This window comes from Listeria sp. LM90SB2 (genome assembly GCF_028867355.1).
Lineage (GTDB): Bacteria > Bacillota > Bacilli > Lactobacillales > Listeriaceae > Listeria > Listeria monocytogenes_B.
This window is the reverse complement of record NZ_CP046449.1, coordinates 861,396-876,466: the sequence shown is the minus strand read 5'-3', so window position 1 is coordinate 876,466 and position 15,071 is coordinate 861,396. Positions and strand designations below refer to the sequence as shown.

Here is a 15,071-nt window from a genome sequence, read left to right as displayed (position 1 = left end):
AAGCTTGGGCTGCAACAACTAACACTTATATGAAAACTTATCTCTTCATTTTTCTAGTGCATCTTCTGAGAAAAAAAGTTATATTTAAATAGTAGTTATTTCTTTATAACTCTCATAAGAGAATATCTATTCATTCCCACATCGCTTCTGATTCCCACAGATCAAAAGCAAAAAAGTAGGCCTAGCATCAGCTAGGCCTACTTTTTTTATTTACCTTGCTCCCGCGCTAATCTTCTTGCTTCACGTGCTGCTTTCCTTGCTGCTCGCTCATCATCAACGGGCGCTTTCACATCTTCAGTTGCTTCTTTTTTCTTCCATATTTTCTCTAAATCAAGCCCAGCCATCGTCGCATAGCGTTTAAAGCGTTTTTCTGCATCTAAACGGGTTTTCTCGGATAGTTTTGTTGCACCATCTGGATTTGCTTTGTAAAGCGCTGAGTATCGTGTTTCGCGTTTTAGGAAGTCTTCGAATTGATCGAAATCGACTTTTTTATAATCCATTGTCATTGGATTTTTTCCTTTTTCTTCTAGTGCCGGATTATAACGGTACAAGCTCCAGTAGCCACATTCTACTGCTTTTTGCGTTTCACTTAGCATCGTTTTCATACCGCTTGAAATACCGTGATTAATACACGGCGTATAAGCAATAATTAGAGATGGCCCCGGATATGCCTCTGCTTCTTCAATAGCTTTTAAGGTTTGACGTTTATTCGCCCCCATCGCAATTTGCGCCACATAGATATTTCCGTAACTCATCGCCATAATACCAAGGTCTTTTTTGCCGACAGATTTCCCACCTGAAGCAAATTTGGCAATTGCTGCGGTTGGTGTGGCTTTCGATGATTGTCCACCAGTATTTGAATATACTTCATTATCCATTACGAAAATATTTACATCTTCGCCTGATGCTAAGACATGGTCAATTCCGCCGAAGCCAATATCATATGCCCAGCCGTCGCCTCCAAGCATCCACTGCGATCGTTTAATAAATAATTCTCGGTCATTATAAATAGATTCGAGTGCCGCGTTGCCTTCCATCTCACTAAGAAGTGCAAGTTGTAATGCTTCTGCTCGTTCACGTGTATCTTCTGAAACGTCTATTTGTGTTTGCCAGTCAATAAGCGCCTCACGCAATGTTTCTGACATGGCTTCTTCTCTGAGCGCTTTTGTCACTTTATTATTTAAAGCTTTTCGCATGGTTTGGTTTGCTAAATACATACCATAACCATATTCTGCGTTATCTTCTAAAAGGGAATTGCCCCACGCTGGCCCATGTCCTTTATCATTGACAGTATAAGGCGTTGCCGGTGCAGATGCGCCCCAAATAGAGGAACAACCAGTTGCATTAGCAATCATCATCCGGTCGCCAAACATTTGCGTTAATAATTTAACATAAGGAGTTTCACCGCAACCTGCACAAGCACCAGAGAACTCCAGTAACGGTTGTTCAAATTGGCTTCCAGGTACAGTATTTTTCTTCCCAGGGTTTTTCTTCGGTTTCACATTAATCGCAAATGACCAATTCGGATTTTCTTTAGCTGCGACTTCTTCAAATGGTTTCATTACAAGCGCTTTATCTTTCGCCGGACACGTTTCCGCACATAAGTTACAACCAGTGCAGTCCATTGGGGAAACTTGGATACGGTAACGAAGGCCATCTTTGCCGCGCATTTCTCTTGTCATAAAGCCTTCTGGAGCAGATTCCATTTCTTCTTCATCTGTTAAAATTGGACGAATGGCAGCATGCGGACAAACAAAGGCGCATTCATTACACATCGTACAGTTTTCAGAAATCCATTCAGGAACTTCGAGTGCAATTCCGCGTTTTTCGTAAGCTGCAGTCCCCGGAGGATAAGCCCCACTGACCATACCATTCGAAATTAAATCACCAACAGTCAAGTTGTCGCCTTCTAAGCGATTCACTGGCTCAAGGATATTTTGTACGTAAGCTGGTTTTTCAGTCGTTGCATTTGTTTCTGCTGTTACAACTGGATTTGCCCAGCTTGCAGGAACTTCTACTTTATGCAAATTAGCAACAGTTTGGTCCATCGCGAGAATATTTTTCTCCGCAACCGCCATATCTTTTTTCCCATAAGTAGCGATAGCCGATTCTTTTAAATCAGCAAGTGCTTTTTCAAACGGTAAAATGTCGGTCACTCGGAAAAAGGCCGTTTGCATAACGGTATTAATTCTTCTACCAAGTCCCGCTTCTCCTGCAATTCTCATTGCATTTAATGTATAAAATTGAATATTATTTTTCGCAATATATTCGCGCATTGCGGCTGGCAAATGGCGTTCTAACTGTTCGCCTTCCCAAATGGTATTGAGCAAGAATGTTCCGCCTGGTTTTAAACCTTTTAATAAATCATAGGAACGTAAATAGGCCGAGGTAGAGCATGAGACAAAATCCGCTTGTTGGATTAGATAGGCTGAGCGAATTCGTTTTTCACCAAAGCGCAAATGCGAAACAGTTAGCCCGCCCGATTTTTTCGAATCATAGGAAAAGTAACCTTGGGCGTATAAATCGGTGTTATCACCAATAATTTTAATTGCGGCTTTATTCGCGCCAACAGTACCATCCGAGCCAAAACCCCAGAATTTGCATTGGAAAGTTTTTTCTGAAGTGAGATCACTTGGTCCAGCATTTTCGATAGATAGATTCGTAATATCATCTGTAATTCCAATTGTAAAGCGCGGTTTTGGTTTTTCTGTCGTTAGGTGCGAATAAACACCGAGAATCTGGTCTGGTGTAACATCTTTTGAACCTAAGCCATATCTACCGCCAATAACTAGTGGACGAGTTTCACTATCATAAAGCACACTTTGCACGTCGAGTAAAAGTGGTTCTCCGCCTGATCCGGGTTCTTTCGTCCGGTCTAAAACAGCCACACGTTCTACTGTTTTCGGTAGTTTTGCTAAAAAGTTTTCTGCTGGGAATGGACGATATAAGCGAATATTTAGCAAACCGACTTTTTTCCCTTGGGTTGTTAAGTAATCAATGACTTGCTCGATGACTGGTGTTACAGAGCCCATCGCCACAATGACATCTGTTGCGTCTTCTGCTCCATAATAATTAACTAAGTCATAATCCGTGCCACGAAGCTGATTGATTTCTTTCATATAATTTTGAACAATGTTAGGGATTTCCTCGTAATAGCGGTTCACGGTTTCTCTTTGTTGGAAAAAGATATCTGGATTTTGATTCGAACCTAAAGTTTTAGGATTATTTGGTGTCATTGCGCGATTTCTAAATTGTTGTAATGCCTCTTTGTCGAGCAAATTTTCTAATTCGTCATATTCGAGTACTTCGACTTTTTGTAATTCATGACTTGTGCGGAAGCCGTCAAAGAAATTTAAAAATGGCAAACTTCCTTTTAGTGAAGCCAGATGAGCAACCGCGGATAAGTCCATTACTTCTTGAACGGAACCTTCTGCTAGCATCGCAAATCCTGTTTGACGCGCTGCCATCACGTCACTATGATCACCAAAAATATTCAGCGATGCCGCCGAAATTGTTCTTGCGGAAACATGGAAAACAGTTGGCAATAGTTCACCGGCAATTTTGTACATATTAGGAATCATTAAAAGTAAACCTTGGCTCGCCGTGTATGTGCTAGTTAGCGCACCAGCTTGAAGTGATCCGTGAACTGTTCCTGCTGCTCCTGCTTCTGATTGCATTTCTACTACTTTTACAGGTTCATTGAATAAATTTTTCTTGTTCTTTGATGACCATTCGTCCACAAGTTCAGCCATGGTGGAGGAAGGGGTAATCGGATAGATTGCTGCAACTTCAGTAAAAGCATAAGAAATATAAGCTGCTGCCGTGTTTCCATCCATTGTTTTTCTATTTCGCATAAGACTCAACACTTCCAGTCATTCTAGTTTTATAATCATTCTTATTTTACACCACTATCCGCTTATACTCAATGCTTCACAAGGACTAGTAAAAGTGTAGATTTTTAACAAAAAAAAGAAACCAGACGTCAAATAGTCTAGTTCCCTTTAGAATTATTCGTTTAATTCCAAAACAGATTCAGCAATGTTGTTCGCGTGGTCACCAATTCGTTCTAAATCACTGACGATATCAATGTATAGAATTCCGCTAACGACTTGGCATTTGCCTTCGTTTAAGCGGCGAATATGGTTTTTACGTAATCTGCGCTCTGCTTTATCAATATCTTTTTCTACTAAAATAGTTTCTTCTGCGAGTGCGCGATCTTTTTTATGCATGGATTTCACTGCACGTTCGAAATTCGCGGTTGTCAGCTCAAACATTTCGGTGAGTTGCTCGGAAGCTTCTTCTGACATTTTCGCTTTATTTTTAATTAGTTGATCGATGTTTTCTACGATGTTTTCCATGTGATCACCAACGCGTTCAATATCACGAACGGTATCAAGCATTAGCGCGTGCTCTTCTGTCTCGTTGTTCGTTAAGGCCACAGAAGAAATTTTCGTTAAATACTCGGTGATTTTTCGGTCTAAATTATTTACGGCTTCTTCTACTTGAATAGTCGATTCCGCATGTTTCGATTCCCGGTTCACAAGGTATTGTCTCGCTTCTTGCAACCCGAATTTCGCGTAATCCGCCATGCGTAGCGTTTCTTCACGTGCCATTTCAAGAGCGATACCAGGAGATTGATCAATTAAATTCGTATCCAAATGTTTGGTTTTATAATCAATTCGCGAGTCGTCGCCTGGAATAAGCTTCGTAACAAGCCATGCAAATGCACCGATAAACCAGAATTGAATAAAGGTATTCGTAATGTTAAACGTCCCGTGTGCGACAGCAATCGTCATCTCTGGATTTAGTCCAAACAGTCCTTGTAGGTAGGTAACCAGAGAAGTGAATAGCGGTAGTATCAGCATAAAAATGATTGCACCGATTAAATTAAAGATAACATGTGTAGCTGCTGCACGTTTCGCTGCAACACTCGCACCAATTGCTGCAAGAACAGCTGTAATCGTCGTTCCAATGTTATCCCCGAATAGGACTGGCAAAGCCGCTTGAAGATCAATCGCACCTTGTCCGTATAATTCTTGTAAAATCCCGATGGTCGCACTAGATGATTGTACAACTGCCGTGAAGATCGTTCCGATTAACAAACCTAAGAATGGATTCGTACTCATTTGAGCAGTTAATTCATGGAAAGATTCCATTCCAGCAAGAGGTTTCATCCCTTGCCCCATCAAATCTAGTCCATAAAATAAGGCACCAAATCCAAAGAATACTTGGCCAATATTTTTTACTTTATGATTTTTAAAGAAGAATAAAAGTACTGCACCAGCAGCAATTATTGGTAAAGCGTATTCGGATAGCTTAATACCAATAATAAAGGCGGTAACGGTTGTACCGATGTTTGCTCCCATGATAACACCAATTGCTTGTTTTAACGTCATAAATCCAGCACTTACTAATCCGACCGTCAAAACAGTTGTACCTGAGCTACTTTGAATTAATACGGTTACTAAAATCCCGGCAAGTACTCCCATAAAAGGATTCGTTGTGTACTTATCTAAAATATCACGAAGTCTGTCGCCGGCTGCCATTTGCAGTCCGTCTCCCATGTATTTTATACCGAAAAGAAAAATTCCAAGTCCTCCGATAAATTGAAAAATCATCTGCTGAATATTTATGTCTCCCATGAATATCTCCTTTTTGTTTGTAATCTTGTAATTTCACCCTTTTTTCATCATAAAAGAAAGTAAAAGTAACGTAAATACCTTTTTTTTATTTTGTAAAGTGAAGTCCAAGCAAATCTCTGAAAGTTGTTGATACTAAAGGCTTTATCACGTTCCGAATGTATTGTTAAGTTTTTGTAAAGGTAGGCTTAATAATTTATTTTATTTTCCACTGCGTAATTTGTTAATAAATTCTTTTGCAGCAACTACATTTAATTGTTTGCTTTCTTGTAAAAATGTGGCTACTTTTTCGATTTCATCTGCTTCTGCACCGGCTGTCATGGCTAGTGATTTCGCTTGTAGCGACATATGTCCGCGTTGAATTCCTTCTGTTACGAGTGCTTTTAAAGCAGCGAGATTTTGCGTTAATCCAACGGCACAAACTAACATCGCTAATTCCTTCGCTGATTCTACTCGAGCAATTTTTTTCGAAAGTGTTGCGATTGGATGGATGCCGATAGAACCTCCTACAAAGGCTACTGGCATCGGTAACGTTAATTCCCCAACCAAATGTCCGTCCGCATCTTTTGACCATTTAGACATCGGTTTATAGCTCCCTGTTCTAGCTGCGTAGGCGTGACTTGCCGCTTCTACTGCGCGCCAATCGTTCCCAAACGCCATAATTACCGCATCAATACCATTCATTATTCCTTTATTATGGGTTGCTGCTCGGTAAATGTCTGCATCAGCAAATTCATATGCAGCAATGATTCGATCACGAACCCATTCACCACTCTGGGTTTTGGTTGCTAAGCTTTCTGGATTAATCCGGCAAACAGCCGTTGCGGTCGCTTCATCTACTAAATTAGATAAAATGCGCATATTGGCTGTTCCGTTCGTCAACATTTCTAATTCTGGCGCTAAGGTTTCGACCATCGTATTGACCATATTCGCGCCCATTGCTTCTTGGGTGTCTACGAGTAAATGAACGATAAGTAACGTTTCGTCATTCGCTGTTTGTGCTGTTCTGACTTGAATTTCAACCGCACCACCGCCACGCTTTTGTAACGATGGATGAGCTTGGTTAGCGATAGCAATTAGTTGTTCTTCGTTCGCAATGATGTTTTCTTTTGCTGCTTGGATATCAGAAACAGAAATCAACTCAATCTGACCAATCATTTTTCGTTTTGTTGCACTTCCAGTTATCCCGCCATTTTGTCCAATAAGTTTCGCCCCAGCGCTTTGGGCCGCCACAACAGAAGGCTCTTCCATCGCCATCGGTACCACATAATGTTTATCATTTAAAAGCATGTTCATTCCTAATCCGAGCGGCAGCGAGTAAATGCCAATCGTGTTTTCAATCATATGATTCGCTTTATCAAAAGAAAGCGCCCCTGTAGAAGCTAAAAATGCCTGCTCTTCTTCATTTAAGTCGGCATATTCCGCCAAAATTGCACGTCGTTCTTCTACTGTTTTTTTGTAAAATTTATCAAAAGCATTCATAGCTTTATCACCTCAAATTAAAATTTATCCATCTACTTGACTATAGCATATTTCGAAACTGGATGTAACGGTCCCAGAAATCTCCGTCTAATTCAGCACGTTTCTTTGGTTTTTCCCATTTCCCGACTACTTTGCCCTCCGTGATAATCGCCGGTCTGAATATCCCATTTTTCGTCATAATTTCATCGTGCCATATTTCCGGTAAAACGACGGAGCGATCTCGGTAGCCGATAATCCATTCATCGAAACCAGCGAGTGGAATTGTAGTTGGCATTGTGCCATTTTCAACCAATGTTGTTATGTAATAATCGCCCATTTTAGGCATATCCGCTAATCCTATTTTGGCATCGGTCACAGTTAATCCCGACCAAAAACAAAAATCTTTCAAAGTAGCTGGTGCATGACTTTGGATGTATCGTTTGGCTAATTCTTTTATTGCTTCTTCTCGAGTGAAATGATTCGTATCAGCCGGAATATGCATCGTATTTCTAAAAGTTTCATTCGGGCCTGAACAAATGACTTTCCGCGAGCTTAAATAAACTAACAGCTGAGCAAAAGGAATCCCTGCACTCGGTAAATCTTTGGTCGCTAAATGAGCCGCCAAGTCTTTTCTCGTAACGGCTTGTTCTGAAACAATTTCCGAAACGACTTCTGTAGCCTTATGAAGAACCTCATCTGTTAAGCCTAATTTCGCTCGGTATGGCTTACATATTTTATCTATCGTAGGCGCAATTAAATCCATCATCCAGTGATAATCTTTGGCTGAAAACAAGTGAATTGTTCCGCGCAAAAGCCATGTCCGGATAATTTCACCATTATTAATCGCTTGCTCTACAGACTCTTCACTTGGCGTCGTCATTCTACTCCCAACAGCCCAGAGCGACTGACCATAGTTTTGCGATTGCATTGCTCCAAAATGAAAAACAATTCTTTCCGGAGAGTCACTCCACGCAGTTTGTATTAATTTCTGACTTTGAAAGCGGTTTTCTATTATTGTTTTTGCGTCCATCTGTTAACCTCTTTTTTTAGTTTATTGTAGCATAAAAATCCCCTCCAGTTCGATAAGCTGGAAGGGATTTTTTCACTATTAGAAATTAAAGTTGTCTGGATCTGGGCCAGTTCTTTCGTCTTTATTTAAACCGCTGATTTTTGCTACTTCTTCTTCGCTTAATTCGAAGTCGAAAATATCAGCATTTTGGATAATACGTTCTTGGTGAACGGATTTTGGAATAGTCACGACACCGATTTGTAAATCCCAACGTAAGATAACTTGTGCAACTGATTTACCATGTGCATCGGCAATCGCTTTGATTTCTGGGTTAGAAAGTAATTTCCCATTACCTAGTGGAGACCAAGCTTCTACTACAATGTTGTTTTCAGCACAGAATTTACGTAATGGTTCTTGTGTTAGTTGTGGGTGTAATTCAATTTGGTTTACCATTGGCGCAATTTCCGCGTCTTCCATTAATTCTTTTAGGTGATGTTCGTGGAAGTTACATACGCCGATTGCGCGAACGCGTTTATCTTTATATAATTTTTCAAAAGCGCGCCAAGTGTCTTTGAATTTACCTTTGACTGGCCAGTGAATTAAATATAAGTCTACATAATCAAGTTCTAATTTACGTAAGCTTTCATCAAATGCAGCCAAAGTGGATTCATAACCTTGCTCCGCATTCCAAAGTTTCGTTGTTACGAATAAGTCTTCTCTCTTAACGCCAGACTCTTTAATCGCTTGACCAACGCCTTCTTCATTTTTGTAAGCAGCAGCTGTATCAATACTAATGTAACCAGCTTCAATCGCCCATTTAACAGAATTTACTGCTTCATCGCCGTCCTGCACTTTCCATACGCCAAATCCTAAACGGGGCATTTCTACACCATTTGCAAGTTTTACTGTATCTTTTAAGTTCAATTTATCCGCCTCCTAAAAGTAATAACACGTTTACTATACACCTTAGAGTATACTCAAAGGCAAACATTTGGCTTTTCGATTTTCAAGGTGCTATTATTAAGAAAAAAAGAGGTGGTTTTAGTGCAACAAACAATCAAAGAAGCTTCCGAACACACGGGTTTAAGCGCCCATACGATTCGCTATTATGAACGAGAAGGATTAATCCCTTTTCTAGCACGCGATAAAAATAATAACCGGATTTTTGATAATGATGCCCTTCACTGGCTTGAATTACTCACCTGTTTACGCGTCACCGGAATGCCCCTTGCGAAACAAAAAGAAATTGTTGAACTAACTAAAGGCGGTGACGGTACTGTCTCCGAACGCATCGCTGTACTGAAAGAACATCAACAAGATATGTACCGCCGGCAAGCAGAGCTAGACCGAGCATTTAAAAAAATCGAGAAAAAATTAGCTTGTTACGAAGAGTTAGAACAAGCAGTAAATAAAAGTGTGGACCAGTTTAGCTAACTGATCCACACTTTTTTATAGTTGTTTTTTCTTTTTCCGATGTCTTTTAATAAGATAAATAAGTAAACCAATGATTGCGACAAGTAGAATCCCACCAACAATCGCAATGTTTTTTACGTTTGGTACAGTGACTTCAAAATACATTTCGGATTTTTTGTCGAGCGGCACATCCCAAGTGAGCTTCCCGCCATCCACACTTTTAGCATTGTTCTCTCCAATTGACGAAATCGGTAAATCTAAAATAAATGTATAATCAACTTGGCTTAAAATTTCTTTTGGAAACGGAACATCCGCCACTTCTTTTTTCCATATCTTTTCGATGTCAATATCGGCATCTACTTTGATTTTTTGTGTGAAGAAACTTTTGCTATTGGTAATTTTTACCCCAAAATCTTCCGGTTTCATATCGCTTTTCGTTGTTTCATTTTTATCTAGTTTCTTTTCGATATGATAGCTTGTATTTGATTTTTTATCTACTGTAAATCCAGCTTCTTTCAGTTTAGCTTCTACTTCATCCGAGTAACTTGAGGCAAAAATCCCTGCTACAGAAGAAATATCGATATCAAAGGAAATGGTCGCTTCCCCTTTTTTATCCACTTTTACTGTATTGGTTACATCGGCACATCCAGCAAGAATTAGAACTAAACTTAGTACCACTGCGAAAATAATTTTTTTCATTGGTTGGCCTCATTTCTTATTTTTGCATATGTTCATATTCATGACCGCTAAGTATGATTTCTCCAGTCACATGAAATCCTAGACGTTCATAAAGCCTCTTGGCATGCGGATTTCCTTTGTCACAATTTAGTCCTACTACTTTTTCACCATCTTCTGCAGCAATTTCTGTTAATTTTGCAAGAAGTGCTGTTCCAACACCATGACCGCGATATTTTTCGTTTGTAACGATCGAATCTAAGTACCATTCACCAGGAAATGTTTCTTTATCGGCAAATATTGGTTCTTCGTATCTAATGCCGTGTTTCTTTGCAATCTCGTTCCAAGCGCGGTCGATTTCAGGTTCGATTTTCCCAGGATAGCCTGCCAAAACTCCCGCAATATCCCCGTCCTTCTCATAGACATGCAGATGTCTATAACTATAACGATAATCTTCTGTCTGAATCGCTTCAATTAGCGCATTTGTAATCGCTTCTTCCGTCTCTACTTCTAAAATAGGTAATTCCATATCTTTCCATATTACTAGTAAAAGTGGTGCTATTTTTGGTGCATCTGATTTTTTCGCATGTCGAATCAATTTTACATCCTCATTTCTAATTTCATTGTCTCATTTTACTATTCTTTCCGCCCCACTTGCAAAAATAAAATGCTATTAGGATCACTTTCCTCCAAATAGCATTTTATTCTTATTGCTGTGCAGCTTTTTGTAAGAAGTCTAATGCTTTACTTGTTAAATCTGTATCTTCCATAATTTTAGGTTCTTCTTGCGTTAATAATTTGGTTAGTTTTTTCGTATCTTCAACCGTTAAATATTCCAAGTTTTTCAAGCTGTGTGCTATTGGTAAAACTGATTTCATGTAAGCTTTTAGTGCTTCCAAGCCTAGATTTTCTGTCAAAATACCTTGACGTAATAAGAGCCTTGCTTTATCAGTAATATCTACATCTAAACTCACATCATAGCCTAAATGTTGTTGTTCGGTATCATGATTGTCTAAAAAATGTACTTCAATGGCAATCTGTTCTACGTCATACACCCGTAAACGAATGCGCATATCTGACTCAAAGACTAGTTTTATACGAAAATCTGCCCCTAGCTCCTCGTTCATTTCTACTACTTCCCCTATAAGCCAAGCATGAAAAGCTAGTAGTTTTTGACGTACTTTATTATTTTTAATGTGTTCCAAAACATATGGTAGCACAATTTTATTTGCATCATCTGTCCAGTAAGTTGGTAGATCTCGCCAATATTTTTCTGTATCCGCACTCGTTCCATTGACTAGAAGAAGCGGATACGGATAGGCACTCATATCACAAAATTGATTTTTTTGAAGTTCATATAAAAATGGAATCGTTTTTTTCACCGTTTTACTTTCGATTCCAAGTTTTTCAACAAGTGGTGCGATAACAATAGCAATTTCTCCGATTACTTCCTCGGCCCGCATTTGCGCCGCTTCATTGTCTGGATAGCGTGTACCGATGTTTTTACCAAAGTTACGCTCTAATAATGCGGCTACCAATTTTTCTGTTTCGTTCATATAGTTGCCCTCCTTCAAGCTTTTGCTCTTTTTCGCTGAATAAGCTTTTGAATTTCTACGAATAGGAGTGGGAACATCGAGAGAATGAATGCGAGAATCCAGTGCGTTAAGCTCATTTCTACTAAGAAGAACATGTTCGCAAGTGGTGGAATAATCGCAAGTCCTAAAATAATCAACATCGAACAAATCGCGCTAAAGAACAAACCACGGTTAGATAAAAATCCGATAGTGAAAATCGATTTATCACTTCTTACATTGAAAATATGCGCGACAGATGACCATGCTAGAATAACGAATGCCATTGTCATTCCAACTTCATAGCTTGCACCAATCGAATTATTAATCGTTACAAACTGCCCGATATAAAATCCTGCAAGTGTCACAATCGTAAAGACAACCGCTTGTGTCGCCATTTTCTTGCCAAGTCCATTCGCAAAGATCCCTGCATTTTTTGGAATTGGCTTACGCTCCATAATCGAGTCATCTGCCTTTTCACGACTTAAGAAGAAGCCTGGAATCCCATCAGACACAACGTTGATTAATAGCAACTGAACAGCTACAACCGGCGCGCCCCAGCCAAGAATAATCGCAATTAACATAATGAAAATTTGAGAAAAGTTTGTACTTAGTAAAAAGTAAATCGTTTTGCGGATATTCTCATAGGCTGTACGCCCTTCTTTGACTGCATCTACAATCGTTGCAAAATTATCGTCTGTTATAACCATATCTGCAGCGTTTTTAGATACATCTGTTCCGGTAATTCCCATTGCAGCACCAACATCCGCTGCTTTTAGAGCCGGTGCATCATTTACACCATCACCTGTCATCGTGACAATTTCACCATTTTTCTGCCAAGCTTTAACGATTCGAATTTTATCTTCTGGACTAACACGCGCATATACCGCATAATCTCGAATGTTTTTCTCCAAATCAGCTTCTGACATTTCAGCCAGTTCTGCTCCAGTAATCGCTTTGTCCCCATCCGTTAGAATACCAATTTCTTTTGCAATTGCTGATGCCGTTACAATATGGTCACCAGTAATCATTACAGTCTTAATACCCGCTTTTTTCGCCGCTAACACAGCCGCTTTACTTTCCGGTCTCGGTGGGTCAATCATCCCAACCATCCCCGCGAACGTTAAGTCTGTCTCAAGCGCCTCACTAGACAAGTCTGTCGGCATTTCCGGATATTTTTTATAGGCAACAACTAACACCCGAAGTGCATCCTCCGCAAAACTGTCATGCACCCGCTCCGCTTCCGCTAAAAACGCCTCGGAAAAGTTTACGGGAATGCGGTCAAAAGCACCTTTTGTAATGGAAAGAAATCCGTCTTCTACTTGGTGAATTGTCGTCATTAGCTTTCTATCTGAGTCAAAAGGAAGTTCGAACACGCGTGGATATTTGGCTTCCAATGCTTTTTTCGTTGTTCCTTTTTCTTCTAGTAAACGGATAATCGCGCTTTCGGTTGGGTCACCAATGATGGTTTCTTCGCCGTCTGTAACATCAATCGTCGCGTTACTGGAAAGGCTCAACATTTCTAATACTTTTTGTTCTGCAGTATCAAATTCAGCTGTTGCTTTTATCGGTGCGTGGTCTGCTGCCCAAATTTGTTGGATAATCATTTTATTTTGCGTTAATGTTCCTGTTTTATCAGAACAAATAACTGAAGTATTTCCAATTGTTTCTACTGCAGGAATTCGGCGGATAATCGTATTTTTCCGCACCATATTTTGAACGCCGTAAGCAAGTGTCAATGTCACAATAACTGGCAATGTCTCAGGAACTGCTGCTACAGCTAGAGAAATCGCGATCATCAACGTTTCAATAATCGTTTCACCGTAAACATATACATCAATTATAAAAATTAAAATACCTGCTAAAAGTGCTACAATACTAAGTCGTTTTGCTAATTCTTTTAAGCGAAGTTGTAAAGGCGTCATCAGTTTTGAGGTGCTGTTTAAAAGTCCAGCAATTTTCCCCATCTCTGTTTCCATCCCAATTTCTACGACAACCGCCGTGGCGCGCCCATTCGTTACAAGGCAGCCTGAGTAAAGCATATTCAGACGGTCGCCAATTGGCGCTTTTTCCGAAACAACCGCATTTGCGTCTTTTTCAACTGGAACACTCTCACCAGTTAACGCAGATTCCTCGACTTGCAAACTGCTACTAGAAATAATCCGTGCATCTGCTGGAATCATATCTCCTGCAACAATTTCAATAATATCCCCTGGTACTAATTCCGTTGCGTCCACTTGCATCCGCACACCATCACGAACGACCGTCGTTAAATGCGCATTCATACTTTGAAGTGCCGCAAGTGCTTTCTCGGCGCTGTTTTCCTGGTAAATTCCGAGCACCATATTCAACACGACAATTCCTAAAATAACAACCACTTTCGCCCAACCATAACCAGTCGTAATCGCTAAATAAGCGGAAATCGCCGCTGCAAAAAGCAACACAATCGTCGTAATTTCAACTAAATGGTGACCAATTTTTTGAAGAAGTGATTCTTTCTTCCCCTCTTCAAATTCATTCGTCCCGAACTCTGCATGTTTTTGTTTCACTTGTTCTTTCGTTAACCCTGTGTCTAAATTCGTGTGTAGTTTGCTGAGAAGTTGCTCAATTGACTCTTTTACCCAAAGCATACATCTACCTCCTACGCACCTACTCCCAAAAGCAAGTACTTACTTTATTTTATTGCAAAAAAATATTAATTTAAATATATCCGATTTCTTAGTGTAATTGTATAATATATCACGTTTATTTGCAAGTATTTTGTTTTTATTCACAAATCCTTATTATTTTGAGACATGACTTCGCAGTAGATTAGGCTTATACTAAAGCTATTAATTGTATAGGAGATGATGAGATGTCTTTTGCAGTTCCATACTTAGTTTTTAACGGAGAAGGTCAAGATGCGCTAACATTTTATGCGGATGTGTTTCAGGCTGAGATTACAAGCGTTCAGCGTTTTAAAGAGATGAACAATTTTGATGGCAATGCCGTTTTTGGTGAGCGATTGATGCATAGTCGTTTAGCAAAAAATGGGGAAGAATTTATTTATATTACCGATGCGCCTTATGATGGTTTTACAATTGGCAACCGGGTGACGATCTTGATCAATTTTGAAGCAGAGGATGATATTAAGTACGCCTATGAAGTTTTGAGTGCTACGGGCAAAGTGGAGATGGAGTTGCAAGTGGCGTTCTGGGGTTCGACCTATGCGCAGGTGACGGACCAGTTTGGGGTGTTTTGGCAGCTTAATTTTGGGTGAGATTTAGAAAACCAGTTACGCCAGGAGTTTGGTGGGTAACTGGT

Annotated in this window: 11 protein-coding genes; 2 read left to right on the top strand and 9 right to left on the bottom strand. The window is 39.8% G+C overall.

The window, feature by feature from the left end; translation table 11 throughout:
- Nucleotides 1-206: 206 nt before the first annotated feature.
- From nifJ to GL301_RS04250, 5 genes are all read right to left on the bottom strand, one after another.
- Nucleotides 207-3,854: a pyruvate:ferredoxin (flavodoxin) oxidoreductase gene (nifJ, locus tag GL301_RS04270; protein ID WP_070298298.1), complete on the bottom strand. Its 3,648-nt coding sequence runs from the start codon at nucleotides 3,852-3,854 to the stop codon at nucleotides 207-209.
- 153 nt (nucleotides 3,855-4,007) lie between these two features.
- Nucleotides 4,008-5,642: a Na/Pi cotransporter family protein gene (locus GL301_RS04265; protein ID WP_010958812.1), complete on the bottom strand. Its 1,635-nt coding sequence runs from the start codon at nucleotides 5,640-5,642 to the stop codon at nucleotides 4,008-4,010.
- 198 nt (nucleotides 5,643-5,840) lie between these two features.
- On the bottom strand, nucleotides 5,841-7,121 hold the full coding sequence (locus GL301_RS04260) for a hydroxymethylglutaryl-CoA reductase, degradative (protein WP_010958811.1): 1,281 nt from the start codon (nucleotides 7,119-7,121) through the stop codon (nucleotides 5,841-5,843).
- Nucleotides 7,122-7,161: 40 nt separating this feature from the next.
- Entirely contained in the window at nucleotides 7,162-8,130 is a 969-nt protein-coding gene (locus tag GL301_RS04255; protein WP_010958810.1) for a winged helix DNA-binding domain-containing protein, read from the bottom strand.
- A gap of 78 nt (nucleotides 8,131-8,208) precedes the next feature.
- The gene (locus GL301_RS04250; protein WP_003727139.1) at nucleotides 8,209-9,033 is read right to left on the bottom strand and encodes an aldo/keto reductase; all 825 of its coding nucleotides are present in this window, start codon (nucleotides 9,031-9,033) and stop codon (nucleotides 8,209-8,211) included.
- 120 nt (nucleotides 9,034-9,153) lie between these two features.
- Between GL301_RS04250 and GL301_RS04245 the strand changes: the two genes are divergently transcribed.
- Nucleotides 9,154-9,543 (top strand): MerR family transcriptional regulator, encoded by a 390-nt coding sequence (locus tag GL301_RS04245; RefSeq protein ID WP_003726374.1) that lies wholly within the window; start codon nucleotides 9,154-9,156, stop codon nucleotides 9,541-9,543.
- Between the two features lie 15 nt (nucleotides 9,544-9,558).
- Here the strand turns inward: GL301_RS04245 and GL301_RS04240 are convergent, their stop codons facing one another.
- The 4 genes from GL301_RS04240 to GL301_RS04225 form a co-directional block, all read right to left on the bottom strand.
- Nucleotides 9,559-10,221, bottom strand: a complete 663-nt coding sequence (locus tag GL301_RS04240; protein WP_003726373.1) for an EGFR-like transmembrane domain-containing protein — start codon at nucleotides 10,219-10,221, stop codon at nucleotides 9,559-9,561.
- Nucleotides 10,222-10,237: 16 nt separating this feature from the next.
- On the bottom strand, nucleotides 10,238-10,795 hold the full coding sequence (locus tag GL301_RS04235) for a GNAT family N-acetyltransferase (RefSeq protein WP_003726372.1): 558 nt from the start codon (nucleotides 10,793-10,795) through the stop codon (nucleotides 10,238-10,240).
- 109 nt (nucleotides 10,796-10,904) lie between these two features.
- A complete protein-coding gene (locus tag GL301_RS04230) occupies nucleotides 10,905-11,753 on the bottom strand; it encodes a hypothetical protein (RefSeq protein WP_003726378.1) in 849 nt (282 codons plus the stop codon).
- 14 nt (nucleotides 11,754-11,767) lie between these two features.
- Nucleotides 11,768-14,398 (bottom strand): cation-translocating P-type ATPase, encoded by a 2,631-nt coding sequence (locus tag GL301_RS04225; protein ID WP_003734273.1) that lies wholly within the window; start codon nucleotides 14,396-14,398, stop codon nucleotides 11,768-11,770.
- A 224-nt stretch (nucleotides 14,399-14,622) separates the two neighbouring features.
- Between GL301_RS04225 and GL301_RS04220 the strand changes: the two genes are divergently transcribed.
- A complete protein-coding gene (locus tag GL301_RS04220) occupies nucleotides 14,623-15,027 on the top strand; it encodes a VOC family protein (RefSeq protein ID WP_003727141.1) in 405 nt (134 codons plus the stop codon).
- Nucleotides 15,028-15,071: the final 44 nt, after the last annotated feature.